Here is a 25,066-nt window from a genome sequence, read left to right as displayed (position 1 = left end):
CTCCTCAAACTATAGAGCTCACACCAGATCTGGCGGCCCAGGATACACGGACAGTGGGGCAATGCCGTCGCCCCGGAGTCCGGAAGTGGCGGCTTATGAAGGAGGCGCGTCAAGGAATCAAGGGGGCGCGCTGAACGTAGGTACAAGTCCAGAGCTACCCCTTGCGGGCCGCCGTCCATAAACGATCCACCAGCCCCATGGAGGCTAATGGATGAATTTCGCCTGTCAGGCGAGTTGGCGGCGCGGTTCAGAGACGCCCCCTCCAAGCTGGATACGTGCTGTTCGGAGCGCATCTGCGCAGTGAGAGGGCGCCCGGCACTGAGCGCCGGCCTCGCGCAACGCGATTGTTCACTCATTCTAAGAGGTATCCTATTTCAAGGGCCCGGTTTGGGACGGCACGACGGGAGGGAACGCCGCGGGAAGGCAGCAGGCAGGCAAGGAAGCAAGGAAAAGGAAGGAAGGAAGGAAGGAAGGAAGGAAGGAAGGAAGGGAGAAGGACTGGCGCCAGGAGCGGATGAGCCTTCGGGACCGGAGGGGACAGCGGATGGCGCGCGGCGCCCAGACTGTTCGCGCCGGTCTGACGGATCGTGCCTGCGGGGGGTTTGGGTGTGCGCCCGAAGCCTGGCGGCAATTGATTGCCCGGCCAACGCATACCGTCAGGCGCCAAGGCTTTCCTTGTTCATGGTCAGCGTGACGACTACGCCTTCGGCGGCCCAGTCGCAGGTGATGGTGCCGCCAAGTTGCATCGACATGGCGCGGTTGATCAGCCTGCTGCCGAAGCCGCCCTGCCCGGTGGGGCTGTCGACCGGCGGGCCGCCCCGTTCGGTCCAGACCACGACCAAGTCCTCGTCGTCATGACTGGTTGCCGAAACGTCGAGCGTGCCGGTATCCGACGACAGCGCGCCATACTTGAGCGCGTTGGTCGCAAGTTCATGCACGATCAGCGCCAGCGTCGTCGCGGCCCCTTCGCCCACGCCCATGCGTGGCACGGAGACGCGGATGCGGCCGCTGAAGGCGCCGAGGTCGTCATAGGGCGCAAGCAGGACGGAGAGGAGGTCGCCCAGAAGCGCATCCTTCTGGCCTTGGCCAGGCAGCGGGCGGACGAGATCATGCGCGCGGCCGAGGGCCGTCAGGCGGTTCGTCAGCTGGCGCGCCATGTCTTCGGTCGAGGAGGCCGAGCGTGAGGTAATCGAGGTGAGGCCCGAAGCGATGGCGAGCAGGTTTTTCACCCGGTGGCTCATCTCGCCGGCGAGCAGTTCGTTGCTTTCCTCGGCCTGCTTGCGGCCGGTCACATCGAGAAAGATGCCGAACATGGTTCTGTCCACCATGGCGTCATCCTCGCCCTGGCCCCGGGCAGAGATCCAGCGGACCTCCTCACCGACCAGGATGCGGAAGTCGATCTCGTACTGGCCCATGATCGCGCGGGTCGCGGCGAAGGCCGCGCGCACCCGGTCGCGGTCTGCGGGGTGGATATGGGCGGATAGGTCTTCAAAGGTGACATTGGTGTCGCTGACGACGCCCCACATCTCATAGGATCGCCGGTCGAGGATGAGCTTGTCGGTATCGACATTCCAGGCCCAGAGCGCGACGCCGGCGCCTTCCATGGCGAAGCGCAGGCGCTTCTCGGTCCAGATAGACAAGTCCGGCTGCCCCGTTCCCATCGTTCAGTCTCCCGGCTACCTTCACATACTTGCGTCTGCGAGTCCGTTTTCAGTTATTGCAGCGCCGTCAAGGGCGCAATCCATGCGTGCAGCGCACTTCCAGCGACGCGACCTGCGCCGCCGTCATGCCGGGGAGACGCCTTGCAGCCTGCCGTCCTCATGCGTCCGGAGACAGCAGACCACCACAGGCGTTCAGCTGCGCGCGAGGGCGCGCAGGCGGGCTTCTCGCGCTTCGAGGGCCTTTTCGCAATCGCGCGCTTCGTGAGCGGTCTGCGGGGACGGAAAGGCGCAGGCGGCCCCCTGGAGGGCGCGCGCGAGGAGGACCGGTTTGCCCGGCGCCGCGGTGAGCGCGGCCTCGTAAGCGTCCGCGAGAGCGACGGCGCCGTAGATGTCGGCGCCGATGCGGCGCACGAGGGTTTCAGCCTCGTCGAAGCGTGAGGCACGGATGAGCGCCATGACTTCGCCCGAGGCGTCTGCGAGACGGCGCCTCAACGCATCGACGGGGTATTCCCCGTGCGGGCGGACGGCGATTTCGGGCCGGCCCGCGCCGGGGAAAAGCGGCAACGCGGGTGCATGCGCCTCGCCGAGGTCCAGCGAGAAGAGGGCCGTCTCGGGGAAGACGCCATAGTCCGCCTACAGAGCATCCGGCATGTCGATGCGGCGGCGGATGACCTGGCCATTACTTTCGAACAGGTAGTAACGGCAGCGGTGGCCGGAGGTTTCGCTTGCACTGAGGCCGGGCCAGACGTGCGCCTCGCCGGCAGCGGTGACGGGTTGGGGCGCCGCGTCGCAAAGGGGGGGGCATGACGTCGGCGAGCGTGGAGGCGCTGCCGGGCGTTATCCTCCGGACGCGGAGGGTGACGGGCTTGTAGCCGGTGACGGCGCCGTCATAGCCGGTGAGGGCGCCGTCTGCGTCAAACAGGCCAGGCGGCAGTTCTAGCGAGAAGATGCCGAAAGCGCGGCGCAGGCACGCCATCAGAGGAACCGCCACGAGGCCAAGGCGGCAGCGAGCGCGACGGGCGCAACCAGCATGAAGACAACCAGCCCTGCCCCTGCTTCAAATTTCAGGAAGGCGTTTCCAGGATGCGCCTCGTCGGCATGGGCGACGACCCTCGCGCCCACCGGGAATGCGGCAATCTCGGCGGCGGCGTCTTCCTGCGAGGCAAAGCTGGTCCCGATGATGTTCGGGCGCAGCTGACTGCTTTCGTAAGGCACGCCGTTCACCGCGTAGCGGAAGGTGACATCCGAGCGGATGATTTCGACTTAAAGGGGCCGGGCGCTTTCGCGCGATCCGTTTCTGCAGGAAGTATTGCGTGACGCCGACATAGAGCAGCATGAGGCCGAGGCTGGCGAACAGGAGCACGAAGAGCCAGCGCATGAAAAAATCCATCCGCTCCAGCCTGCTTTCCCCGCCGATTGTCTTTTCGAATGGGATTTCAGGATGTCGGCGGCCATCTTGCGGGCGCAGGCCTCGCCGCCATGGCTGTCGAAAATCCAGACCGCGAAGAAGCGGCCCGGCTTGTCGCACACATCGCGCATGCCGACGACATGCACCGAAAGCGGGCCGGGAAAACGATTTCCCCGCCGCCGGGCCGCGAGGCGCGCCGGTCCTTCTCCCCGAACGCGAGCAGCGACAGAAGGGCCATGAAGAGGTTTCCCGAGAGGCAAAGACGGGTGAGCATGCGGCATTGATGCTGCGCAGTTCAGGCACGCTCAAGCAGGATACTTTAGGCGGCGTTGGTGAGTATCGCTTCGCGCGACCTAACCTGCGAAATCAACGAAAAGGCCCCCGCTTGCGCGAGGGCCTTTGAAACCTGCGCCATAGCCGGCTCAACGCGGCGCGAGCACCATGGTCATCTGCTTGCCTTCCAGCTTGGGTTCGAGTTCGACCTTGGCGGCTTCGGCGAAATCCACCTTCATCTTCTCGAGCAGCTCCATGCCGAGATGCTGGTGGGCCATTTCGCGGCCACGGAAGCGCAGGGTGATCTTCACCTTGTCACCATCCTCGAAGAAGCGATGGATGGCGCGGGCCTTCACTTCGTAATCGTGGGTGTCGATGTTCGGCCGGATCTTGATCTCTTTCAGCTCGGACGATTTCTGTTTCTTCCGGGCAGCGGCCTTCTTCTTGCGCTCCTCGAAGCGGACCTTTCCGTAATCGAGGATCTTGACGACAGGAACTTCCTGCTCGCCGGAAACTTCCACAAGGTCGAGAGCGGCTTCGCGCGCAGCGTCCAGCGCCGCAGCGAGGGGCATGACACCCTGCTTCTCACCTTTTTCGTCGATCAGCAGCACGCGGGCGGCGCGGATCTCTTCGTTGATGCGTGGCCCGATCTGTTTTTTGACGGGCGCTTCGGCTTCGGGTCTGCGAGCTATTGGAGAACTCCTTCTCGAATTGTTGAAAGTAGCGGGAATATGCCCGTTATTGCGGGCATCTTCAAGGCGCGATGCTTTGGCGTGTGCCGGGGCGGCATGCAACTGGCAAAGTTTGCGGCGGGCCCAAGTTGCCCCCAGCGGGCGGATAGGCTTTGATACGGGTCTGATCTGCACGTGCCAGGGGCCTTCCATGAGACTTTTCGCAATGATTGCCGCCTGCCTGCTGCTGGTGGCGGGGCCCGCGCTGGGGCCCGCGCTGGGGGAGGCGCTGGGGGAGGCGCGCCCGACGCTTGGCGCGCAGGTTGCCGGGCTGGAGGCGAAGCCGGGCTTCCTTGACCTCTATGCGGACCCCAAAGGCGGCCGTGTGCTGGCCGTCCTGCCCGCTCCGGGGGCGGACGGGGTCGGCGTGCGGTTCATCTATTCGACCGGGCTGACGGCAGGGCTGGGCTCGAACCCCATCGGGCTGGACCGGGGCAATGCCTCGTCCGGCGAGATCGTGCGCTTCCGGCGGATCGGCGACAAGGTGGTGGCCGAGCAGGAGAACTGGCGCTACCGGGCGACCTCCGGGCGGGCGGCGGAAGAGAAGTCCGTGCAGCAGAGTTTTGCGCCGTCCTTCCTCTGGTCGACCGGGATTGAAGCGGCGGATGCGGACGGCCGGCTGCTGGTGGACCTCACCGGGTTCCTGACGCGGGACGCGGGCTATCTTGGCGCAGCGCTGGCCTTTGGCGAGGGCGCGGGCAGCTATAGCCTGGCGGCAGACCGCTCGATGCCGGACACGTCCAGCGTGCTTTCGTTTCCGGACAATGCCGAAATCGACGCCTTCCTGACGTTCGAGACGGCAAAGCCGAACGCGGAGACGCGGGCGACGGCGGCGGACGGGCGGGCCGTGACGCTGGTGCTGCATCATTCCTTCGTGCGCCTGCCTGATGACGGATTTTCCCCACGCGCATTTGATCAGCGCACGGCCAGTATCGGGATGGGGTATTATGATTTCTCGAACCCGCTGGCGGCCTCCATCGTGACGCGCCTGTCACCGAGGTTCCGGTTGGAGAAGACTGACCCTGCGGCAGCAGTCAGCCCGGTGAAGGAGCCGATCGTATTCCATGTCGACAATGGCGCGCCGCAGGAAATCCGCGATGCGCTGATCGAGGGCGCGGCATGGTGGGCCGGGGGTTTCGAGGCGGCGGGCTTCAAGGACGCCTACCGCGTGGAGGTGTTGCCGGAGGACGCGCATCCGCTGGACGTGCGCTATAATGTGATCAACTGGGTGCACCGGCAGACGCGGGGCTGGTCGTATGGCGGCAGCGTCATCGATCCGCGCACCGGCGAGATATTGAAGGCGAATGTCATTCTCGGCTCGCAGCGCGTACGCCAGGACCGGATGATCTTCGAGGGTCTTGCCGGCGCGGAGCAAACAGGCACGGGCACAGCGGATGATCCGATCACGATCTCACTGGCGCGCATCCGCCAGCTTTCGGCGCACGAAGTGGGCCATACGCTGGGCTTTGCGCACAACTTCGCGGCGAGCGGAAACGGCCGCGCCTCGGTGATGGACTACCCCGCCCCGTTCGTGCGGCCCGCGGGAGGCGGGGCGCTGGATTTTTCGAACGCCTATGCAGCGGGTCTTGGTGCCTGGGACGTGTTCACCGTGAAATGGCTGTATACGGAATTCCCGGACGGCGGGGATGACCGCGCGGCGCTGGACGCGATGGTGGACGCCGCCTACAGCGCCGGGCTGCGCTTCATTTCGGATGACCATGCGCGGACAATGGATACGGCGCATCCCTATGCCTCGGTGTGGGACAACGGGGCGGACCCGGTTGCCGCGCTGGAGGAAACGATGGCGGTGCGCCGGATCGCGCTCGACGGGTTTGGCCCGCGCGTACTGGCGCCCGGGCGCGCGACGTCCGACCTGAATGCGGTAATCGTGCCGATCTATCTTTACCATCGCTACCAGGTGGACGCGGCGGCGAAGTTCATCGGCGGGCTGGATTTCCGCTATGCGTTGACCGGGGACGGCGATGCAGCGGCCAAGCCGGTCGCAGCCGCAGAGCAGCGCCGGGCGCTGGCGGCGCTGGTGCGCACGCTCGACCCGGCAGAACTGGACCTGCCGGATAGGGTGCTGAACCAGCTGACGCCGGGCGATGTGGGCTATCAGGGCGGCGGTGAAGCGCCGGAAACATTCCCGGGACGGACGGGCCCGGTATTCGATCTGGCCGGGGCAGCCGATATTTCGGCGAGCCTGACGCTGTCGGCGATCCTTGAGCCGTCCCGGGCAGGCCGCGTGGCGGCCTATGAGCAGCGCGTGCCGGGCGCCTTAAGCTTGCGGGCGATCCTGGACGAGATCGACGCTGCTGTATTTGCGCCTGAAACAGACGCAAGGCTCGCGCCGCTGGCGCGCGTGGTGCAGTCGCGGTTCGTGTCAGAGATGATGGCACTGGCTCGGGCGGAAGGTGCAACAGCGGAGGTGTCGGCGGTGGCGGACGCGAAGCTTGCGGCGCTGCGCGAGGGTTTCGGCAGGAAGCGCAGGGGCCAGGGCGAGACGGACCGCGCCCATCTTGCAGCGCTCAGTGCACGGATCACCCGGCATCTCGCCGGCGAAGAAGTCACTGTGGCCAAGCCCCTGCAATCCCTTCCCGTGCCGCCGGGTCCGCCGATCGGCTCGATGGGACAAACGGAAGATTGCTGGTTCTGCGGAAATTAGACCTGCAAGCACGGCGCTTCTTCGTCGCGTTCGAAATCCATAGTCCGGTTAGTCTCCCCGGTTTCGCCGCCATCGACCGACTTTGCCTGCTCCCAGCGCGGCGCGGAGGTATCGGTGCGCAGCCAGAGGAAGCAGACGTGCACTGGCGTATCGCCGGAGGTGTCCACCGCGAGGAACTTACCAACGCCATCTGCGAAGCTCGCGATGACCGGCACGTCGAGGGCGGAGGGGCTGCGATCATCCAGCCACCATATGGCCCATGACTTTGCAGCGGTATCACAGGACCGGATGGCGATGACGCGGCAGGTGCCTGAGGAGATATCGAGGACGTTGTCTTCGATGTTGCCTGCGCCGCCGAGGACGGGACGCGTGACGCTTGTTCCAGAGAAGGTTTCCCAGTCTTCCGGCCCGGCGAGGCGTACACGCAGACGCTTGTGCGTGACGCGCCAGCGGCCGATCTGGAAACCGAAGTCGCGCGGGCACCCGAGGCCTCTATTTGAGGACGCCGAGGGCGCGGACAGATTGCCAGACGTCATCGACGGAGAGTTCCTGCAGCGTTGGGGCGGCGTTGACGATGACAGGCTTGGGGCCGCGCGGGGCGGAATGGTCGGGGTTGCTCTCGGTGAGGGCGAAGAGGGCGATGCCCGGCGCGCCGGCGAGCGTGGCCATGTGCATGGGTCCGGTATCATTGCCGACGACGAACACGGCGGTTTCGGCAAGCGTGACGATCTGGAAAAGATCCGTACGCGTCACAAGGCTTTTGACGCACGGTTCGCGCTTGACGATGTCCTGCGCGATCTGGCCTTCGGCCTTGCCGCCGATGATGGCGGGCTGGATGCCGGCGTCCGCGATGCGGCGGGCGAGCGCGGCGTAGTTTTCCACCGGCCAGCGCTTCGCCTCGCGGTGCTCGGAGGCGCCGGGGATCAGCAGCATGTAGGGCGGCGTGAGGCCGAAATAGGCGGGGTTCAGGCGCGGCGTGTTGCCGAGCTTGGGGCGCACCCAGCCAAGATCCGGGAACGGCGCACTTCGCCCGAGCCAGCGGCCCTGCGGGGCGACGCCGGCAACTTCGAGCTGCTCGGCGAGCCGGTCGATCGAGTGCATCGCGCCGCGCGCCGGATTGCCGTGGAAGAAGGCGGCCTTCTCATGGTGGCCGGACCAGAGCGGCGTCTTGCCGCCGCGGCTCAGCGCGGTGAAATAATTCTTCGTGCGCCCACTGGTCTGGAAATCGTAGATAATGTCGTACTTCGCCTTGCGGATGCGCTGGATCAGGGCGGCGGTGGGCTTGAGGCCCTCGGGGCGGCCATCGGTTTCGACAGCGTCCACATAAGGGCAGACCTTGGCGAATTCCTCGAAGGGCGGCGTGGTCAGCAGCGTGATCCGCGCCGAGGGGTGGAACTCGCGCACCGCGCGCATGGCGCCGAGGGCGAGGACAAAATCCCCCAGCGCGCTGAGCTTGATGACCAGCACTTCCCTTGCCTGTGCGCCCGGGTTGGCCGGACTGGCGGTTTTGGCCCGCGCGGTGTTCAAATCTTCTAATTCCCCTACTCCAACAGGCGCTTATAGACCTTCAGTGTCGCCGCCTGAAGCCCTCTTTTCGAGAAGTGGCGGCTGATATGGGCGCGGCCCTCCCGGCCCATGGAGACGCGGGACGCCGGGCCGAGGGAGAGCATGGCGCGAATGGCGCCGGCCAGCGCGGGGGCACTGCCGGGTTCGGCGCGGGTGCCGGTTTCGTATTCAACGACGGTTTCGCGGGCGCCGCCATGGTCGGCCACGATGACCGGTCGGGCCATGGCGGAGGCCTCGGCGGCGACCCGGCCGAAGGCTTCCGGCCGGGTGGAGGGGGCAAGGACGAGGCCAGCGGCGAGGTAGGCGGCAGGCATGTCGGTGACGTGGGGCACGATGCGGGCATGGCCGGTGAGGCCGAGACGGATGATCTGGTGTTCAAGTCCGGAGACGTAACCGTCGCGGCCCTGAGCGTCGCCGGCGAGGATCAGCACGAGGCCGCTGCGCTCTTCGGGCGAGAGAAGGCCCAGCGCTTCGAGGGCGAGGCCCTGCCCTTTCCAACTGGTGAGCCGGCCCGGCAGCAACAGCACGAAACGCGTGTCGCCTTCAAGGCCCCAGTCCTTGCGCAGCGCGTCCACACGGATCTGAGCGACGACGGCAGGATCGAAGGTGTCGAGATCCACCCCGCGCGGGATCGTGACGATGCGGGCAGGATCGATCCCGTGCACCCCGGCGATATGCGCCGCGATCCATTCGGAATTGGCAATCACGAGATCGCCCTTAGCCATGACGGAATTGTAAGCCCGCTTGAGGCCGGTCGTGCCGGAATAGGCACCGTGATAGGTGGTGACGAAGGGTACGCCTTCGGCTTTTGCGGCGGCGAGTGCGCTCCAGGCTGGCGCGCGGGAGCGGGCGTGGACGAGATTGACCTTCTCCTCGCGGATGATCTGGCGCAGCTTGCCTTCGTTGAGCTTGATCGTGACCGGGTTGCGGCTTTTCGCGTCCATCCGGATGAGTTCGCCGCCGAGGTGGGCGAATTCCGGCTCGAGCCGGCCACCCTTGCTGGCGAGCAGGGCACGCCCGCCGGCCTCGACAATGGCTTCGGTGACTTCCAGCACGGTGCGTTCCACGCCGCCCGCAGACAGCTCCGGCGCCACCTGCAGGATCGTCTTTCCTTTAAGTTCTGGTAACTCGCCCAATACGCGGCCCGCCCTACTCGCTTGACAGGCGAGAGAGATGGCGGAAGGCAACCGGCATGACAACGGAATCTTTCACCTCCCCCGAGGGACGCCGCCTCGCCTTCCGCCGTATGCCTGCGACAGGCGCCGGCGTGACGTTCGTGTGGCTCAGCGGATTCAAGTCCGACATGAGCGGCGGCAAGGCGCTCGCGGTCGAAGCCTGGGCGAAGGGGGCGGGGCACGGCGCGCTGCTGTTCGATTATTCGGGGCATGGGCAATCGGGCGGCGCGTTCGAGGATGGCACGATCAGCGCCTGGCGCGAAGATGCGCTGGCGGTAATTGATGCGCAGACGGAGGGCCCGCTGGTGCTGGTCGGCTCAAGCATGGGCGGCTGGATGGCGCTGCTGGCCGCACTTGCCCGGCCGGAGCGCGTCAAGGGCCTCGTCCTGATCGCCCCGGCGCCGGACTTTACCGAGAAGCTGATGTGGCCGGAGTTTACGCCCGGGCAGCAGGCGGAAATCATGGGCGAAGGCTTTACGCTGCGACCCTCCGCTTACGGAGAACCCTACCCGATCACCCGGGCACTGATCGAGGACGGGCAGCAATGGTCGGTCCTCGACAGGGACATCGTGTTCGCCGGGCCTGTCCGCATCCTTCAGGGCATGCAGGATCCAGACGTACCCTGGGGTCATGCATTGGCGCTCACGACCGCGCTGACTGCGGAAGACCTAGTGCTAACGCTGATCAAGGACGGCGATCACAGGCTGTCGCGCGATGAGGATATCGGGCGGTTGCTGGCGGCATGCGGGGAAGTGGCGGAGCGGGTTCGCGGATGAACGTCACACCCGGAGCAAAACTGCCGCTGAATCGTCGCGCGCTTTCAGTCGGACTGTGTGCGGAGATGTCTCATGTTTGCGCAGGGCGGTAATCGCAGCGCCAAGGCCGACTTTCAGGACGCGGGCGAGCAGGCTGGACGGCGTATCGAGACCGTAAGGCTCCACGAAGCGGAAGAAGCCGTCCGTCATCAGAAGAACGTGCGCGCCCGGCGCAAGGGAAATGCGTTCGGCGCTCAGGTGCTGCGCGGCGGCCGGGTTGAGGGTGATCAGGCCGCGCGCCGGATCATTGGCGCTCCGGCGCTGCGCCTGCAGGATTGCCCAGCGCGCCGCTTGCGTCATGGCCAGCATGCGTGCCGCTTCGCGCGTTTCGGCGTCGGCTTTCTCCTGCGTGCCAATGAGGCGGGCTTCGCCGCCGGTCTGCGCAATGGCGAAGCAGTCGCCTGCCCAGATGAACTCGCAGACATTGCCTGCGCGGCGCAGCCACATGGCGGAGGCAACCGGCATGGCTTCGCCGGGCAAGGACTGGAGCGGAACCTTTGAACTTCGCGCCGCAGCTGCGGCAACATCCGTCAGCACACGGCCGAAATAGGGTTTTGCACCTTCGCCCACCTCCGGGCCGGACATGAGACGCGCCGACACCGCCTCAGCCAGCCAGGCCGCGCCGCTTTCGGCGCCCGGGAAGGGTTTCAGGTCGGTGGCATCGGTTGCCCCGTCCAAGACCCAGGCACGCCCGGCTGCGGCATCGAAACCGAGCCGGTCGTCACCGGTCCTGCCCGGCGTGCCGGGATCATTGAAAGAGTCCAGAACCTCTATGGTCATCCGTCCGGGTCAGGCTTTGTCGGCCGCCTTGCAGTGGGCGACGATGGCGTTGGCGTGGCCGTGGCTGAGCTTGTGCTCGTTCTTCAGCCAGCTGACGATCTCGGCATGCTTGGCGCCCTTGCGGGCCGCGACAAGGGCGAACCAGTGGCTCATCTTCTTGCCATAGGTCTTCTCGATAGACGGGAAGTAGGATGCAGGACCCTTGATGGGTTCGGATGTCGGATCGTCGGCCATGAAAGCCTCCATTGGGGATATGGCTGCTGACATCAGCGGCCAGAATTCGTCTGCGCTAGTCGCGCAGCAGTTCGTTGACGGCGGTCTTCTCGCGCGTCCGGGCATCGACCGTTTTCACGATCACCGCGCAGGCAAGCGAGGGGCCGCCCTTTGGGTCGGGCAGCGTGCCGGGGACAATGACCGAGAAAGGCGGCACATGGCCGTAGATGATCGCGCCGGTCTGGCGGTTCACGATTTTGGTGGACTGGGTGATGAAGACGCCCATGGCGAGCACCGAGCCTTCGCCGACCACGACGCCCTCGACGACTTCGGAGCGCGCGCCGATGAAGCAGTTGTCCTCGATGATGGTCGGATTGGCCTGCAGCGGCTCAAGCACGCCGCCAATGCCGGTGCCGGCGGAGATGTGGCAGTTCTTGCCGACCTGCGCGCAGGAGCCGACAGAGGCCCAGGTGTCGATCATCGTGCCTTCACCGACATAGGCGCCGATGTTCACATAGGACGGCATCAGCACGGCATTCTTCGCGATGAAGGCGCCGCGGCGCACAGCAGCGGGTGGCACGGCGCGGAAGCCGGCTTCACGGAATTCCTTTTCGCCCCAGCCCTCGAACTTGGAGGGCACCTTGTCCCACCAGTTGCCGCCGCCTGGCGTGCCGGAGATAGGGCCATTGGCGTTGAGGCGAAATGACAGGAGCACGGATTTCTTGAGCCATTGGTATACGGTCCAGCTGCCGTTGTCTTCCTTCGTGGCGACGCGCGCCTCGCCGGAATCGAGCAGGCTGATGGCCGCATCGACCGCGTCGCGCACTTCGCCGGTCGTCTCGGTGGACAGCGTGTCGCGCGCCTCCCAGGCAGCATCGATCACACGGGCAAGGGCTTCGGTCATGGCATCAGTCTTTCGCGTTGGTCGTCAGACGCGGGACAGCCTGGTCGAGGAAGCCTGCGAGGTCGCCGGTGATGTAGTCGATGTGCCCGGTCCCGTCACCCCCGAACACGTCCCCTGCCCCGGCAGGCCGCGCCTCAATGGGTTCGTGGCTCCAGTCCTTGGCGGAATGGACGAGCACGGTGGTGAAGCCCAGGGATTTAGCGGGCAGGAGATTGCGGGCAAGGTCTTCGAAGAAGGCAGCGCCCAGCGGCTCGACCTGATGCAGGCGGCAGAAGGACTGATAGGCTGGCAGGTTCGGCTTCGGCGTGTAGGCGCTTTCCTCGATGCCGAAGCTTGCATTGAAGAGATGCGCGAGGCCCATCTTCTCGATGACGCGCTCGGCATGACGGCGCGAGCCGTTGGTGTAGATGAACTTGCGTCCTGGGAGCGCGGCGATGGCGCTGCGCAGGTGCGGCAGGTCCGGGAGCGGCGAGAGATCGATCTCGTGAACGTAGTGGAGGAACTCAGCGGGATCGAGGCCGTGCTCGGTCATAAGGCCGGAGAGCGTGGTGCCATATTTCGCATAGTAGTGCTTCTGCAGGGTTCGCGCTTCGCCGCGCTCAAGGCCGGTGAACCGGGCTACGAAATCAGTCATCCGCGTATCGATCTCGGCAAAGAGGTCGCACGTCGCGGGGTAGAGCGTGTTGTCGAGGTCGAACACCCAGTCCGTAACGTGATCCAGCTTTGGCACCAGCGGCAGGTTACTCGTCATTCGCCCCTGCATCGGTGAAGTCGCGTTCGAAGAACTCGAAGACCAGCTTGCGCTCGGTCGGCGCCGGGGTGCGTGCGAAGAGAGCGGTGCGATAGGAGCTGTCCTCACAATTGTCGCGCCCGGAGATGGCGAACTTCGCGCGGCCAACACAGAAGGCTTCGGAGGCACGCGACAGGGTGCGCAGTCCGGTCGGCTCTTCCATCTCGGCATAGACGAAGTGTTCAGAGCCGCGCAGCGGGCGGTCGACCACGCGGGCGCAGCCGCCAGCTTCGATGCGCCACCAGCCCCGGCTTTCCCAGCCCTCGGTGGCGCGGCGGGCAATGGCGCTCCAGACGCGGTTTTTGGTGCGGTTGCAGAGGGTGAAGCCGACCGTGCGGCTGCGCTCCTCGGCGGCCTGTTCGAGATAGTCGATCAGGTCTGCGTCAGAAGTGTCCGACGCGAGGCCCTTGAGCTTCAGGAAGTCGTTGATGGCGGCGCGGGTGCGCAGGCCGATATGGCCGTCGATATTACCGGACACGACGCCCGCTTCGTCGAGCAGGCGCTGAAGCCCGGAATTACGGGCATTGTCGAGCGTCCAGTTCTCGATCTCGGTAAAATTGTTGGTCCACTTTTCGGAAGTGATGTTGATCGGCCGGAAGCCCTGCGGCTCGAGGCCCATGGCGGCGCAATCGGGCGGGCTTTCCAGCGAAAAGCCGCCGGTGGGATCGACGCAGAGTTCGTGGCGCCCGCCCCATTCGCGCCCACCGCCCTGGTGGGCTGTCGAGGCGCGGCCGTAGAGATAATGGATGCCGGGCGTCAGCAGACCGGGCAGGGCTGTCTCGCAGGTGCCAGGCGGGAGCTTGGTCCAGCCATCCACTGAAAAGCCGGTGCCTTCGGAATGGCCAACGGCGGCTTCGATGATGAAGCTGGTGCGGTTGCAGAGTTCCCAGCCGCCTTCACCTTGCGCGCGCGCTGGCAGGACCAGCACCGTGACGGTCGCAACGGCGAGCGCCGCCAGCCTAAGAAACAAGCGTTCCAGCGCCATGTTCAGTGAAAAGCTCCATGAGCAAGGCGTGCGGCGCACGCCCATCGAGGATTACTGCCGCCCCGACGCCATGAATCACGGAATGCGCTGCCGTTTCAAGTTTGGGAATCATACCGCCGGCAGCTGTACCGTCCGCAATCAGGCCTGGGATGTCCTTGACCTTGATTTCACGGAGAAGATTTTTCTGCTTGTCGAACACGCCGGCCACATCCGTCAGCAGCAGCAGGCGGCTGGCGCCGAGGGCAGCGGCCACCGCGCCCGCCGCAGTATCGGCGTTGATATTGTAGCGGGCGCCGTCCTCGCCGATTCCAACCGGGGCGACGACCGGGATAAGGTCATCATCGGCATCGCGAAGGGCTTTCAGGACCGCGATGTCGACATGCTCGGGTTCGCCGACATATCCGAGGTCGACGATGCGCTCGATATTGCTGTCCGGGTCCTTGGTGGTCTTGGTGGCCTTGCGGGCGCGGATCAGATTGCCATCGGCGCCGGAGAGGCCGACCGCCTTTCCGCCCGCGGCGTTGATGGCGCGGACGATGGATTTGTTGATGGGGCCGGAAAGGACCATTTCGACGACTTCCATGGTCGCGTCATCGGTGACGCGCAGGCCGTCCTTGAACTCGGATTTGATCGCCAGCTTGTCGAGCATCGCGCCGATCTGCGGGCCGCCGCCATGGACGACGACCGGGTGGATGCCGAGCAGCTTCAACAGCACGACATCGCGGGCAAAAGCCTTGGCGAGTTCGGGATCGACCATCGCGTGGCCGCCATACTTGATCACGATGGTCTGGTTGTCATAGCGCTGCAGGTAAGGCAGCGCTTCGGACAATGTCCGGGCGGTCAGCAGGGCCTGCGTCTGGGCCTGCGTCTGGGCCTGCGTCTGGGCGAGCGTCTGTGCGTCGGTCATGGGACCGGTGTCTAGAGCGTTTCGATGACCCCATGCAATGCCCGAGGCGGCGGAGGGTTCAGAGGGCGAAGGTCATGAAGACACTGTGCGGATCCTCGGAATAATCGCCGAACGGGCCGCAATAGGTGAAGCCATAGGCCTCGTAGAGGCCGCGGGCGGGGATGAAGGCGTCCATCGCGCCGGTCTCCAGCCAGAGCGCGGTGTAGCCCCGGCGCCGGGCCTCGGCGAGTAGGTGTTCGAGCATCTGGCGCCCGAGCCCCCTGCCCCGCTGGACCTGGCGGGTGTGCATGGATTTGATCTCGCCCGCGCTGTCGCCGAGGTCCTTCAGGGCGCCGCAGCCGATCAGGGCGCCGTCCTCCCACATGCTCCACACCGAGACGGCGGGCTGGCGCAGGCCGTCGATCGGCAGGAAGTGGCAACTTTCGGGCGGGGAGGCCGCCAGCATGGTGGCGGCATGGACTGAGATCAGGTCCGCCATCTCGGAGCTGGTGAGATCATCGGGGCGAATGTCGATCATGGCGCAGGTCCTCCCGCGCCGGTTCTAGGCGGGCGGCAGGAAGCCGGCAATCTCGGCCCGGAGCTCCGCGATGCCCCAGCCCTTCTCTGATGAAGTTTGCAGCACCACCGGGTGCGCGGCGCCGCGCTTCTTGAGCTTTACGGCGACATCGGCCGCAACCTTCTCGACTTCGGGCTTTGGCACCTTGTCGACCTTGGTCAGGATGATCTGGTAGTTCACGGCCGAACCATCGAGCAGGTCCATGATTTCGTGGTCAGTGTCCATGAAACCGCGGCGCGAATCGACCAGCAGGAAGACGCGGCGAAGGCTGGGCCGTCCGCGCAGGTAGGACTTGATAAGTTTCTGCCAGGCGGCGACCTGCGTCTTCGAAACCTGCGCATAGCCGAAGCCCGGCAGGTCGACGAGATAGAGGCGGCCTTCGCCGATATCGAAATAGTTCAGCTCGCGCGTGCGGCCCGGCTCGGTGGAAGCGCGGGCGAGCTTGGCGCGGCCGGTGAGCGCGTTGATCAGGCTTGACTTGCCGACATTGGAGCGTCCGGCAAAGCAGACTTCGAGACGATCCGCTGCCGGAAGACCCTGCAGGTCCACGACGCCCATGACGAAGGTGGCGTTTCCCGAGAAAAGGACACGGCCGGCTTCGATCTGGTCATCGGGGTAGGAGGCGGCGTCCAAGATTACTCCGCCGGCGCCTTACGGCGTCCGAGCAGGCCGGCAACAAACTTGCCGACTTCGGTCTCCGCGCCGTTCATCCGCATGATCGTGTACTGCTGGATGAAAGTCAGCACGTTGGACCAGACCCAGTAGAGCACCAGACCGGCCGCAAATCCTCCGAACACGAACATGAAGACAATCGGCAACGCCATGATGATGCGCGCCTGCATCTTGTCCGGCGGCGGCGGCGACAGCGATTGCAGGACCGCCATGGTGGCGCCGTAGAGCAGCGGCAGGATGCCGATGCCGATGATGATGCCGATGACCGGAATGGCCTTGATGTCAGCGCCCGACCAGAACGGGATCAGACCGAACAGGTTGCCGATGGCGGTCGGGTCCGGCGCCGAGAGATCCTTCATGTACCAGAAGGGCTCGTGGCGCATGTCGAGCGTCACATAGAGCGTCTTGTAGAGCGCGTAGAAGATGGGGATGGTCACGAGGATGGGCAGACAGCCGCCGATGGGGTTGGCGCCGGTTTCCTTGTAGAGCTTCATCATCTCCTGTTGGCGCCGCTGCGGATCGGCCGCGAAGCGCTCGGTGATTTCCTTCATCGGTTCCTGGAGCTTCTTGAGCTTGGCCATCGACTTGAAGCTGGCATTGTAGAGCGGCACCAGCGGCAGCTTAACAAGGACTGTGAAGGCCAGAATCGCCCAGCCGAACGAGCCGACAAGGCCGTGCAGCCAGTGCAGCACATAGAAGAACGGCTTGGTCAGGAAGAAGGCCCAGCCCCAGTCGATGGCGTCGACGAACTGCGGAATGCCCTGAGCTTCTTCGTAGGCGCGAAGGATCTCGAACTTCTTCGCGCCGGCAAAAATGCGGTTTTCGACGGTGACGCTTGCACCCGGCGCGATGCTCACCTCGGCGCCTTCAGTGCGCACTTCGAGAGGGCCGCCGCGCGCCAGGCTGGCGCGGTTGACCGATGCGGTAAACGGTGCGGCCTGACCGGGAATCAGCGCGCTCATCCAGTATTTGTCGCTGAGGCCCCACCATCCGCCAGTCGCCGTGCTGAAATTGCCGTCCTGGGACTCGTCCTTGACCGGCTTGGACTGCATCAGCGGTTTGTACTTCTGCAAGCGGAGCGTCCCATTGGTGACGCCCATGAGGCCCATATGGGCGAGGCCGTTGTCTGCCTCCGCGGCGACGCCCGGCTCCGTGGCATTGAGGAACAGTTTGTAGTCGCCATGACGCTCGACCGAGCCGATCGGGCGCAGCGCCTGGAGCGCATCAGAAATATTGGTCACCGTGTCACGGAAGGTAAACAGGTAATTCTCGTCGACCGAAATCTCGCGGTCGATGCGGACACCGTCAGACTCAAGACGCAGCGTGACCGGCGTCGCGGACGTGAGCATGCCTTCGCCAACCTGAACCCAGCTGGAATTGCGCCCCGCAACGAGCGTGTTGCCGGAGGCCCAATAGTAAGTGGTGAAGTACCCGAACTCGGATTCTTCCGGGCGCAGCAGGCGGACTTCTTCGGTGCGTTCAACCGTCAGGAAGTGCTTCTTCAGCTGCAGGTCATCAAGGCGGGCGCCAGCGAGGCGGATGGAGCCATCGATGGAGGGCGCGTCAAACTTGATGCGCGTGGCGGCGGCGAGGGCCTCGGGAAGCGGCTTCGGGCCAGCCGCCTCAGCGGCGGCAGTATCAACGGAGGCAACTTGCTGCTGGGCGGCGATGATCGCCTGCTGGGCTTCGTAGCGCTTCTGTGCCGGCTCCATGACGAAGAACTGATAGAGAAAAACGAACGCAATCATCGCCACGAGGGCGAGCAGGAAATTGCGCTGGTCTTCTTTTTCCATGGGGAACGTTCCGGGTGTCTGTGGGCGGCGCGCCGGAGCTAGGCGCTGGGGGCATCAAATGCGCGCGAGGCTTATCAGCGCGCTTTCCATATCGTCAAGCAATCGGGACCAGCCTGCTTCGAGCGTCGCCTCTCGGGCGATGAAGACATAATCCCGGCCGGGACGCCCATGAAGGGCCAGCAGGCGGCGGGAGGCCTCCCTGAGGCGGCGTTTGGCGCGGTTGCGCTCGACCGAGCCGCCGATCTTTTTTGTCGCGGTAAAGCCTTCGCCGATATGGTCGCCTGGGGCCTCGCCGGCCCGGGCGCGGGCCTGGATCACGACGGATTTGCGCCGTTCGGTGATACCATCACGCGCAAACGTGAATTCGCGCCGCTTCTTGAGGCGGCGCGTTTCAGGTGATTTCTGGATTTCGGGGCCGGACATCATCGGTCTCCCGGTAAGCGGGCCTGAACGGCCGCGCAGGGAGATGGATCAGGCGGTGAGGGTCTTGCGGCCCTTGGCACGGCGGCGTGCCAGCACCTTGCGGCCGCTTTTCGTGGCCATGCGCTCACGGAAGCCATGAGTGCGCTTGCGGCGCAGGTTGCTCGGCTGAAAAGTGCGTTTCATGGGACTGCTCTGAACTTGGATCTTGGAAAACGGGGCGAATACAGGCGGGCGGGGGCCGGGTCAAGCCGCAACAGGTGCAAAATATGCCGATCACGGGCGCGGCAATCACCATGACGTGAGATGGCGGGCAGCCGCGCCGGGTCTATGTGTCCGGAACACTCTCATAAACTGGAACCTGTTCATGCGCCGCGCTGCCTTTTGCCTCGTTGCCCTTGCGGCCGCCCTTTTCCCGGCCCCCGGACTGGCCGATACATACCCTAGCCCCCAGACGGAGACGCCCGTGCCTGCCGAACATGCCGCATGGACGCGCCTTTTGAAGACATACGTCAAGGCCGGCACCGACGGCATCACCCGGGTCGATTATGCAGGATGGGCCGCCTCGGACGGCGACCGCGAGGCGCTGGACACTTATATTGACGGGTTTGCCGAGGCGGACCTCTTAGCGAGGACGGACGCGAACTTCGCAGCCTGGGCCAACCTCTACAATGCCGTGACCGTGCGCCATATCGTGGCGCGCTATCCGGTAAAATCTATCAGGGACGGCTATCTCACGGGTCCGTGGAAGGATGTGAAGGTTCAGGCGGGCGGGCGCGAAGTGTCGCTGGACGCCATCGAGCACAAGATCCTGCGCAAGACCTGGGGCACTCCGGAAGTGCATTATGCGATCAACTGCGCCTCCTACAGCTGCCCGAACCTGCCGGCGAAGGCCTGGGAAGCCGCCAGCCTCAGGAAAGACCTCGACGACGCCGCCCGCGCCTACGTCAACCATCAGCGCGGCGTGACGGTAACCGCCAAGGGGCTCAGGATCTCTGAAATTTACAACTGGTTCGAGATCGACTTTGGTGGGTCGAAGGAGGCCGTGATCGAGCACCTGGTGAAGTATGCCGACCCGGAACTTGCCGCGAAAATCCGCGCCAAGCCGAAAATCGTGCGCTACCAGTATGACTGGTCGCTCAATGATGCAGCGAAGATCAGGAAACCTGTGACCCAATGACAGATCGTCCCGTCCCGCTCTGGCGCCGCCTCTGGCCGGTTGCCTTGATCGTCCTTGCGCTGGCCGCCGCCTGGGCGAGCGGCGTGCACCGTTATCTCTCGCTGGATACGCTGCGCGAGCAGCAGGACGCCCTGCGCGCCTTCGTGGCGGAGAACACCGTGCTGGCGTTCGCCATCTATATTGCAGTCTATGCAACCGCGACGATCCTGATGCTGCCGGGCGCGCTGTGGATCACGGTCGCCGGCGGATTCCTGTTCGGCCTCTGGGGCGGCACACCGGCCACCATTGTCGGCGCCACGCTCGGGGCGAGCATTCTTTTCCTCGGCGCAAAAACCTCCGTAGGCAGCGCATTGCGGGAACGCGCCGGGCCGTTTGTGCAAAAGCTTGAAAAGGGCTTTCAGGAAGACGCTGTGTCCTACATGTTTGCGTTACGCTTTCTGCCGATCGTGCCCTTCCCGGTCGCCAATATTGCGCCCGCTATTTTTGGTGCCAGGTTTCGCGACTATGTGATTACCACGGCGCTGGGCATCGTTCCCGGAGTTATCGCTTATACATGGATCGGCGCAGGCCTCGGCGCAACGTTTGCGGCGGGCGGCGAGCCGGACTTCGCCAGCGTGGCCCGCAACCTCGTTCCGGCGGTGATCGCGCTGGCCACCGTCTCGTTGCTTCCGGTTGCCTACAAGAAATTCTTTCCCAAGAAGGTGCCCGCCTGATGGCTGATGTACGTACCCTGAAGGCTGACCTCTGCGTGATTGGCGCCGGATCCGGCGGCCTCTCAGCTGCGGCAGGTGCGGCAATGCTCGGGCTGAAGGTCGTGCTGTTCGAGAAGCACGAGATGGGCGGCGATTGCCTCAACTACGGCTGCGTGCCGTCCAAGGCGCTACTGTCCTGCGCGAAGTCGGCGCACGCTCCGGCCGAGGCAGCGAAGTACGGCGTCACGCTGGGGGAGGCAAAGGTCGACTGGGAAGGCGTGAAAGCACACATCCGCAAGTCCATCGAGACGATTGCCCCGGTAGACAGCCAGGAGCGTTTCGAAGGCCTCGGTTGCACAGTGATCCGCGAGGAAGCCCGGTTCGAAGACCCGCATACGGTCGTCTCAGGCAGCGTGCGCGTGAAGGCACGGCGCATCATAGTTGCAACCGGCAGCCGGGCTTTCATTCCGCCGATCCCGGGACTTGCAGAACATCCCTATCTGACGAACGAGACCATCTTCTCACTGCCTGCATTTCCAGAGCACCTCATCGTGCTTGGTGGCGGGCCCATCGGCCTTGAACTGGCGCAGGCATTTGTCCGCCTTGGCGCGAAGGTCACCGTACTCGAGATGGGCCGCGCGCTGGCCCGCGCCGACGCAGCGCACGCGCAGCTGGCAGTCGAGGCCCTCCGCCGCGAAGGCGTCTCGATCCTCGAGGGCCACAAGGCGGTGCGCGTTTCAGGCGGCGCCGGGCGTGTCAGTGTGCATGCGGACGGCCCGGATGGCGAAATCGCTATCGAGGGATCACACCTTCTTGTCGCGCTCGGCCGACGCGCGGTGCTGGAGGGACTCGGCCTTGACAAGGGCGGCGTAAAACATACGCCAGCCGGCATCACCGTCGGTGATACGCTCCGATCAAGGAGCAATCCGCGCGTCTGGGCGCTGGGCGATGCGGCCGGGCGCGAACAGTTCACGCATGTCGCGGGCTGGCATGCCTCCGTTTTCATCCGCCGCGCCTTCTTCAAGCAGGGCAGCACGGCCGCGAGCCTGCCGGTACCCTCGGTGACTTACACTTCACCGGAGATCGCGCAGATCGGCCTCACCGAAGCGGAAGCGCGGGCAAAGTTCGGGGGCAGCGTGAAGACGTCCGCCTTTCCGTTCCATGACAATGACCGGGCCATTGCCGAAGGCAGAACGCTCGGCGAAGCGAAACTCGTGCTGCACAAGGGCACGCTGGTCGGCGCCTCTATTGCCGGGGACGGCGCGGGTGACATCCTGCAGCTGGTCTCGGTCGCCATGTCGAACGGCTTGAAGCTGACCGCCCTGACCAACTTCATCTCGCCCTACCCGACCCGCGCCGAAGCCGTGAAGCGGGCAGCCTCGGCCTATTTCACACCAAGCGTATTCGGCAAACCGGCGCGGACGCTGGTTGGCCTGCTGCAGCGGATTCCCTGAAACCGGGCCTGTCCCCCGTTCCCCTTCGGCCTGAATTCGCCTAAGCCTCGGCGGGTGACCGCGCCCCCGACTGCCCCAGAACCGACGCCGCCGCCGGGCTTCAGGCGGTTTGCCGATGGCCTGTCGGCGCGCCTCTTCGCGCTGACACTGGGCGCCATCCTGTTTACAGAATTCCTGATCTTCATTCCCTCCGTCAGCGGCCTGCGCACACAGTGGCTGGAAGAACGCGTCTCGGCCGCGCGCATCGCCGCGCTCGCCCTGGAAGCTGCGCCGATGCGCGAGGTTTCCGATGAACTGTCGGAAAGCCTGTTGATGAAAGCCGAGGTGCTGGCCGTCGCAGAACTGGAGGACGAAATGCGCTTCCAGCTGCTGGCGCCGTCCGCCGAAATTGACGGGCCGACGCGGACCATCGACCTGCGCGGCTCCACCATGATGGGTCGCTCCCTCGCCGCCATGGCAGAGTACTTCGCTCCGGGCGGCGAAATCCTGATCGTCATGGCGGAAGGGTCCGGCGAAGGCCGCGTCATCGAGATCGTCGTGCCGCAGGCGCCGTTGAAGTCGGCGCTCACCGCTTTTGCCTGGCGGGTAGCGGCCTTGTCGCTGATCATTGCGCTGGTCGCGGCCGTGCTGATCTATGCCGTCCTGGACCTCCTGGTCGTTCGGCCGATGAAGCGGGTGACCGTCAGTGTTGAACAGTTCAGCCGCGATCCCGGCAGCTGGACCCGGCGCCTGTCGCCCACGGCGCGCCGCGACGAGATCGGCCGCGCGCAGAATGCGCTCTCCGGCATGGAGGAAGCGGTGGCGGACGCTTTCCGCCAGCGCTCCCACCTCGCCGAGCTTGGCAGCGCGGTGGCGAAGATCAACCATGACCTGCGCAACTCACTCGCATCCGCCCAGCTTGTTTCCGACGTTCTGGCGAAGTCCGACGACCCACGGGTGAAGCGCGCCGCGCCGCGCCTCGAGCGGGCACTTGAGCGCGCGATCGACCTTGCAACAGCTACCCTCGACTACGGCAAAGCTGCACCGCGCCCGCCACGCCTGCAATCCGTTAGCCTACGGACGGTATTGCTGGAGGCGGCTGACGAAGCGTTGAATGGCGGCGGCGCTATGCTGGACGTCGATGTTCCGACTGACCTCGTCCTCGAGAGTGATCCCGACTATCTCCACCGCATCGCCTCCAACCTCTTGCGCAATGCCGATGAGGCCATGGCGCAGGCGGTGACGCCGGAGGCGCGCATCCACATTACGCTGGAAGATGAGGGCCTGATCTTCCGCGACAATGGGCCGGGCCTGCCGGACAAAGCGCGCGAGAACCTGTTCCGGCCCTTTGCCGGCTCCACCCGCACGAACGGCACAGGGCTCGGCCTTGTGATCGCGCATGAACTGGCGCTGGCGCTGGGCGGGGAGTTGTCACTTCAGGAAACCGGCGGGTCCGGCACCGCTTTCCGGCTTGCCCTTCCGGGTCTATCGGCATGACGATCTATGCCCCGTCGCAATCACGGCTGGAGGTTGTCCATGCCGATGATTTCCTGGTCGCGATCAACAAGTCATCCGGACTCCTGTCCGTGCCCGGACGAGGCGGGGACAAAGCGGACTGCGCCCTATCGCGCGTGCAGAAAGTGTTTCCGGATGCGCTGACGGCGCACCGGCTAGACATGGCGACCAGCGGCCTCCTGCTGTTCGCGCGCGGCAAGGACATGCAGCGCGCCCTCTCTGGGCTGTTCGAGCGCAGTGAGATTCAGAAGCGTTACATCGCGGATGTATGGGGCACGCCGCAGCCCGCATCGGGCGAGGTAAACCTGCCGCTGATCAACGACTGGCCGCGTCGGCCCCTGCAAAAGGTCGACTGGGAAATCGGCAAGCCAAGCGTCACACGCTACCAGACACTGTCTGGCGACAATACATCTTCGCGCCTTGCCCTGACCCCGCTGACCGGGCGCTCGCACCAGCTGCGGGTCCACCTGTCCCAGATCGACCATCCGATCCTTGGCGACGAATTCTATGCCCATGCTGAAGCACTGGCGGCACGCGCGCGCCTGGCGCTGCATGCCGAGATGCTCTGCTTCATTCATCCTGGCACCGGCGCGCAAATCGAGCTCGTTTCGCCCTGCCCGTTCTGATCAGGGTTGACGCGGCGCTCTAGCGTAGTATATTGAAAAACAATAAATTCAGAACAGGTACAGGAGCCTCAAATGCACGCAGAACTGGTTCGTGTCGCCTTGCATGAAGTGGATATCAAGATCGTGGCGGAAGACCGGATGCATGTGCTGCAATGGCGGCGCAACCTGCTCTGGGACGAGGTGCTGCTGGACGGCATGCGCCAGGCCTCCAGCCACGGCCTGTTCAGCCGGGAGAAAGTCTACGGCCTCGTATTCGGACGTGACGAGGAAGGGCGCGGCGGCCATCAGGTCATGCTGATTCTCGACCCGGGTTACGGCTCCTACGACTATTCGAACAATGGCCAACGTCTGAAAGGCGTGCGGGTGGAAGGCGTCGACGGGCCACTCGTGTCCTACGGATCACTCGACGCCAAAGCGCTGGAGAAGCCGGCAACCTTCGCGGACTGGATGAAAAAATCGATCGGCATGGACTGGGGCGCCGACCACACGCGCCGTCCGAACTGAGCGGCGCTTCAGTTCGCAGCAGCAATCTCGACAAGCAACTTGTCGATCACCGGCAGAACCGGATCGCCGTCGACCGGACGGTCGTTGGCGATTACCGAGAAGACCAGCGTTTCACCGCTTGCCGCGATCAGGAATCCCGACAGCGCGTTGACGCCCTGCACGGTGCCGGTCTTCGCGAAGATGCGGCCCTCGAGAGGGGTGCCGCGAAAGCGCAGGGCAAGTGAGCCAGTCTGTCCGCCGACCGGCAGTGTGGCACGAAATGCCTCGCCCCAGGACTGCTGAGTGGTCCAGGTCAGGAACCGCACGGTCGATTGCGGGGTGACACGGTTATAGGGCGACAGGCCTGACCCATCGAAGAGTTCGATTTCGGCCCGGCCGATACCGGCCTGGTCCAGCATGGTGTGGAGCGCCTCCAGACCGTCTTCCGCCCCCTCTCCGCCTGTGGCGCGGGCAATATGGCGTAGCAACAGCTCAGCCGCGAGATTGTCGCTGTCTTCGGAGATATAGATCACACTTTGCAGCAGCGGCGGTGCAGCGAGGCGCGCGATCTCCTCGCCGGCAAGCTCATCGCTCCGTGAACGGACTTTGGCCGTGCCTTCAACCACAATGCCGCGCGCAGCAAGCAGGCGCATGAGGCGTTCCGCAGCCGTCCGGGCGGGGCTCGGCACGCTGAGGAAATAGTTGCGCGCGGCCGTGTCCGCCGGAAGGCTGCCGGAGAGGACAACCTCATCCGATCCCGGCCAGCGGAGCACGCTGAGCAGGTTCTCGCTGCCGAGCGGCCCCGTGATCGCTTCATTGCGAA

Annotated in this window: 28 protein-coding genes; 9 read left to right on the top strand and 19 right to left on the bottom strand. The window is 65.0% G+C overall.

The features are described 5' to 3' along the window. Positions 1 to 656: 656 nt before the first annotated feature. Positions 657 to 1,661, bottom strand: a complete 1,005-nt coding sequence (locus WEA77_RS00780) for a sensor histidine kinase (protein ID WP_368065970.1) — start codon at positions 1,659 to 1,661, stop codon at positions 657 to 659. Between the two features lie 192 nt (positions 1,662 to 1,853). After that, entirely contained in the window at positions 1,854 to 2,225 is a 372-nt protein-coding gene (locus WEA77_RS00775; RefSeq protein ID WP_368065969.1) for a hypothetical protein, read from the bottom strand. Between the two features lie 9 nt (positions 2,226 to 2,234). Between WEA77_RS00775 and WEA77_RS00770 the strand changes: the two genes are divergently transcribed. Beyond that, positions 2,235 to 2,468 carry a hypothetical protein gene (locus WEA77_RS00770; RefSeq protein WP_368065968.1) on the top strand — a complete coding sequence of 78 codons (234 nt, stop codon included), beginning with the start codon at positions 2,235 to 2,237 and terminating at the stop codon, positions 2,466 to 2,468. Between the two features lie 168 nt (positions 2,469 to 2,636). On the opposite strand, the gene WEA77_RS00765 is transcribed toward WEA77_RS00770, so the two are convergent. Continuing rightward, on the bottom strand, positions 2,637 to 2,876 hold the full coding sequence (locus WEA77_RS00765) for a hypothetical protein (protein ID WP_368065967.1): 240 nt from the start codon (positions 2,874 to 2,876) through the stop codon (positions 2,637 to 2,639). A 615-nt stretch (positions 2,877 to 3,491) separates the two neighbouring features. Continuing rightward, positions 3,492 to 4,034 carry a translation initiation factor IF-3 gene (infC, locus tag WEA77_RS00760; protein WP_368065996.1) on the bottom strand — a complete coding sequence of 181 codons (543 nt, stop codon included), beginning with the start codon at positions 4,032 to 4,034 and terminating at the stop codon, positions 3,492 to 3,494. Between the two features lie 190 nt (positions 4,035 to 4,224). Here infC and WEA77_RS00755 point away from each other — a divergent pair, with 190 nt between their 5' ends. After that, positions 4,225 to 6,738 carry a zinc-dependent metalloprotease gene (locus WEA77_RS00755; RefSeq protein WP_368065966.1) on the top strand — a complete coding sequence of 838 codons (2,514 nt, stop codon included), beginning with the start codon at positions 4,225 to 4,227 and terminating at the stop codon, positions 6,736 to 6,738. Here the strand turns inward: WEA77_RS00755 and WEA77_RS00750 are convergent. Genes WEA77_RS00750 through WEA77_RS00740 form a run of 3 tightly spaced genes read right to left on the bottom strand, consistent with a single transcriptional unit; the run spans position 6,735 to position 9,440 of the window. Next, complete coding sequence (locus WEA77_RS00750) at positions 6,735 to 7,274, bottom strand: DUF1579 domain-containing protein (protein ID WP_368065965.1); 540 nt, start codon at positions 7,272 to 7,274, stop codon at positions 6,735 to 6,737. The two genes, WEA77_RS00755 and WEA77_RS00750, sit on opposite strands and share 4 nt — an antisense overlap. Continuing rightward, positions 7,231 to 8,265: a glycosyltransferase family 9 protein gene (locus tag WEA77_RS00745; protein WP_368065964.1), complete on the bottom strand. Its 1,035-nt coding sequence runs from the start codon at positions 8,263 to 8,265 to the stop codon at positions 7,231 to 7,233. The genes WEA77_RS00750 and WEA77_RS00745 overlap by 44 nt, the downstream gene beginning before the upstream one ends. A 14-nt stretch (positions 8,266 to 8,279) precedes the next feature. Continuing rightward, positions 8,280 to 9,440: a glycosyltransferase family 4 protein gene (locus WEA77_RS00740; protein ID WP_368065963.1), complete on the bottom strand. Its 1,161-nt coding sequence runs from the start codon at positions 9,438 to 9,440 to the stop codon at positions 8,280 to 8,282. A 56-nt stretch (positions 9,441 to 9,496) separates the two neighbouring features. On the opposite strand from WEA77_RS00740, the gene WEA77_RS00735 reads away from it, so the two are divergent. Continuing rightward, complete coding sequence (locus tag WEA77_RS00735) at positions 9,497 to 10,255, top strand: alpha/beta fold hydrolase (RefSeq protein WP_368065962.1); 759 nt, start codon at positions 9,497 to 9,499, stop codon at positions 10,253 to 10,255. Between the two features lie 3 nt (positions 10,256 to 10,258). Here WEA77_RS00735 and WEA77_RS00730 read toward each other — a convergent pair whose 3' ends face one another. From WEA77_RS00730 to rpmH, 11 genes are read right to left on the bottom strand one after another with little or no spacing between them, the layout of a single operon-like run. Next, complete coding sequence (locus tag WEA77_RS00730) at positions 10,259 to 11,074, bottom strand: protein phosphatase 2C domain-containing protein (RefSeq protein ID WP_368065961.1); 816 nt, start codon at positions 11,072 to 11,074, stop codon at positions 10,259 to 10,261. A gap of 9 nt (positions 11,075 to 11,083) precedes the next feature. Continuing rightward, on the bottom strand, positions 11,084 to 11,308 hold the full coding sequence (locus WEA77_RS00725; RefSeq protein ID WP_368065960.1) for a DUF4287 domain-containing protein: 225 nt from the start codon (positions 11,306 to 11,308) through the stop codon (positions 11,084 to 11,086). A gap of 55 nt (positions 11,309 to 11,363) precedes the next feature. Next, the gene (gene dapD / locus WEA77_RS00720; protein ID WP_368065959.1) at positions 11,364 to 12,191 is read right to left on the bottom strand and encodes a 2,3,4,5-tetrahydropyridine-2,6-dicarboxylate N-succinyltransferase; all 828 of its coding nucleotides are present in this window, start codon (positions 12,189 to 12,191) and stop codon (positions 11,364 to 11,366) included. Between the two features lie 4 nt (positions 12,192 to 12,195). After that, on the bottom strand, positions 12,196 to 12,942 hold the full coding sequence (locus WEA77_RS00715; protein WP_368065958.1) for a pyrimidine 5'-nucleotidase: 747 nt from the start codon (positions 12,940 to 12,942) through the stop codon (positions 12,196 to 12,198). Next, entirely contained in the window at positions 12,932 to 13,966 is a 1,035-nt protein-coding gene (locus WEA77_RS00710; protein ID WP_368065957.1) for a DUF1036 domain-containing protein, read from the bottom strand. The genes WEA77_RS00715 and WEA77_RS00710 overlap by 11 nt, the downstream gene beginning before the upstream one ends. Next, positions 13,941 to 14,873 (bottom strand): acetylglutamate kinase, encoded by a 933-nt coding sequence (gene argB, locus WEA77_RS00705; protein ID WP_368065956.1) that lies wholly within the window; start codon positions 14,871 to 14,873, stop codon positions 13,941 to 13,943. The genes WEA77_RS00710 and argB overlap by 26 nt, the downstream gene beginning before the upstream one ends. Before the next feature lie 58 nt (positions 14,874 to 14,931). Continuing rightward, entirely contained in the window at positions 14,932 to 15,390 is a 459-nt protein-coding gene (locus tag WEA77_RS00700) for a GNAT family N-acetyltransferase (protein WP_368065955.1), read from the bottom strand. A gap of 24 nt (positions 15,391 to 15,414) precedes the next feature. After that, positions 15,415 to 16,062: a ribosome biogenesis GTP-binding protein YihA/YsxC gene (gene yihA, locus WEA77_RS00695; RefSeq protein ID WP_368065954.1), complete on the bottom strand. Its 648-nt coding sequence runs from the start codon at positions 16,060 to 16,062 to the stop codon at positions 15,415 to 15,417. A 2-nt stretch (positions 16,063 to 16,064) separates the two neighbouring features. Further along, a complete protein-coding gene (gene yidC / locus WEA77_RS00690; RefSeq protein WP_368065953.1) occupies positions 16,065 to 17,894 on the bottom strand; it encodes a membrane protein insertase YidC in 1,830 nt (609 codons plus the stop codon). Between the two features lie 54 nt (positions 17,895 to 17,948). Then, on the bottom strand, positions 17,949 to 18,317 hold the full coding sequence (gene rnpA, locus WEA77_RS00685; protein ID WP_368065952.1) for a ribonuclease P protein component: 369 nt from the start codon (positions 18,315 to 18,317) through the stop codon (positions 17,949 to 17,951). A gap of 48 nt (positions 18,318 to 18,365) precedes the next feature. Next, positions 18,366 to 18,500 (bottom strand): 50S ribosomal protein L34, encoded by a 135-nt coding sequence (gene rpmH / locus WEA77_RS00680; RefSeq protein WP_368065951.1) that lies wholly within the window; start codon positions 18,498 to 18,500, stop codon positions 18,366 to 18,368. 280 nt (positions 18,501 to 18,780) lie between these two features. On the opposite strand from rpmH, the gene WEA77_RS00675 reads away from it, so the two are divergent. The 6 genes from WEA77_RS00675 (at position 18,781) to WEA77_RS00650 (ending at position 24,264) form a co-directional block, all read left to right on the top strand. Continuing rightward, the gene (locus tag WEA77_RS00675) at positions 18,781 to 19,494 is read left to right on the top strand and encodes a DUF547 domain-containing protein (RefSeq protein ID WP_368065950.1); all 714 of its coding nucleotides are present in this window, start codon (positions 18,781 to 18,783) and stop codon (positions 19,492 to 19,494) included. Next, complete coding sequence (locus WEA77_RS00670) at positions 19,491 to 20,207, top strand: TVP38/TMEM64 family protein (protein ID WP_368065949.1); 717 nt, start codon at positions 19,491 to 19,493, stop codon at positions 20,205 to 20,207. The genes WEA77_RS00675 and WEA77_RS00670 overlap by 4 nt, the downstream gene beginning before the upstream one ends. Next, complete coding sequence (locus tag WEA77_RS00665) at positions 20,207 to 21,640, top strand: NAD(P)/FAD-dependent oxidoreductase (RefSeq protein ID WP_368065948.1); 1,434 nt, start codon at positions 20,207 to 20,209, stop codon at positions 21,638 to 21,640. Before WEA77_RS00670 ends, WEA77_RS00665 begins: the two co-directional genes overlap by 1 nt. 54 nt (positions 21,641 to 21,694) lie before the next feature. Then, a complete protein-coding gene (locus WEA77_RS00660) occupies positions 21,695 to 23,116 on the top strand; it encodes a sensor histidine kinase (RefSeq protein ID WP_368065947.1) in 1,422 nt (473 codons plus the stop codon). Then, positions 23,113 to 23,760: a pseudouridine synthase gene (locus tag WEA77_RS00655; RefSeq protein ID WP_368065946.1), complete on the top strand. Its 648-nt coding sequence runs from the start codon at positions 23,113 to 23,115 to the stop codon at positions 23,758 to 23,760. The genes WEA77_RS00660 and WEA77_RS00655 overlap by 4 nt, the downstream gene beginning before the upstream one ends. 72 nt (positions 23,761 to 23,832) lie before the next feature. After that, positions 23,833 to 24,264: a hypothetical protein gene (locus WEA77_RS00650; RefSeq protein WP_368065945.1), complete on the top strand. Its 432-nt coding sequence runs from the start codon at positions 23,833 to 23,835 to the stop codon at positions 24,262 to 24,264. Positions 24,265 to 24,272: 8 nt separating this feature from the next. On the opposite strand, the gene dacB is transcribed toward WEA77_RS00650, so the two are convergent. Next, the coding region (gene dacB, locus WEA77_RS00645; RefSeq protein ID WP_368065944.1) for a D-alanyl-D-alanine carboxypeptidase/D-alanyl-D-alanine-endopeptidase at positions 24,273 to 25,066 on the bottom strand (794 nt) is incomplete at its 5' end.

It is taken from the genome of Hyphomonas sp. (genome assembly GCF_040882205.1).
Classification (GTDB): domain Bacteria; phylum Pseudomonadota; class Alphaproteobacteria; order Caulobacterales; family Hyphomonadaceae; genus Hyphomonas.
Note: the sequence above shows the minus strand (reverse complement) of the source record. Positions and strands in the feature narration are given on the sequence as shown.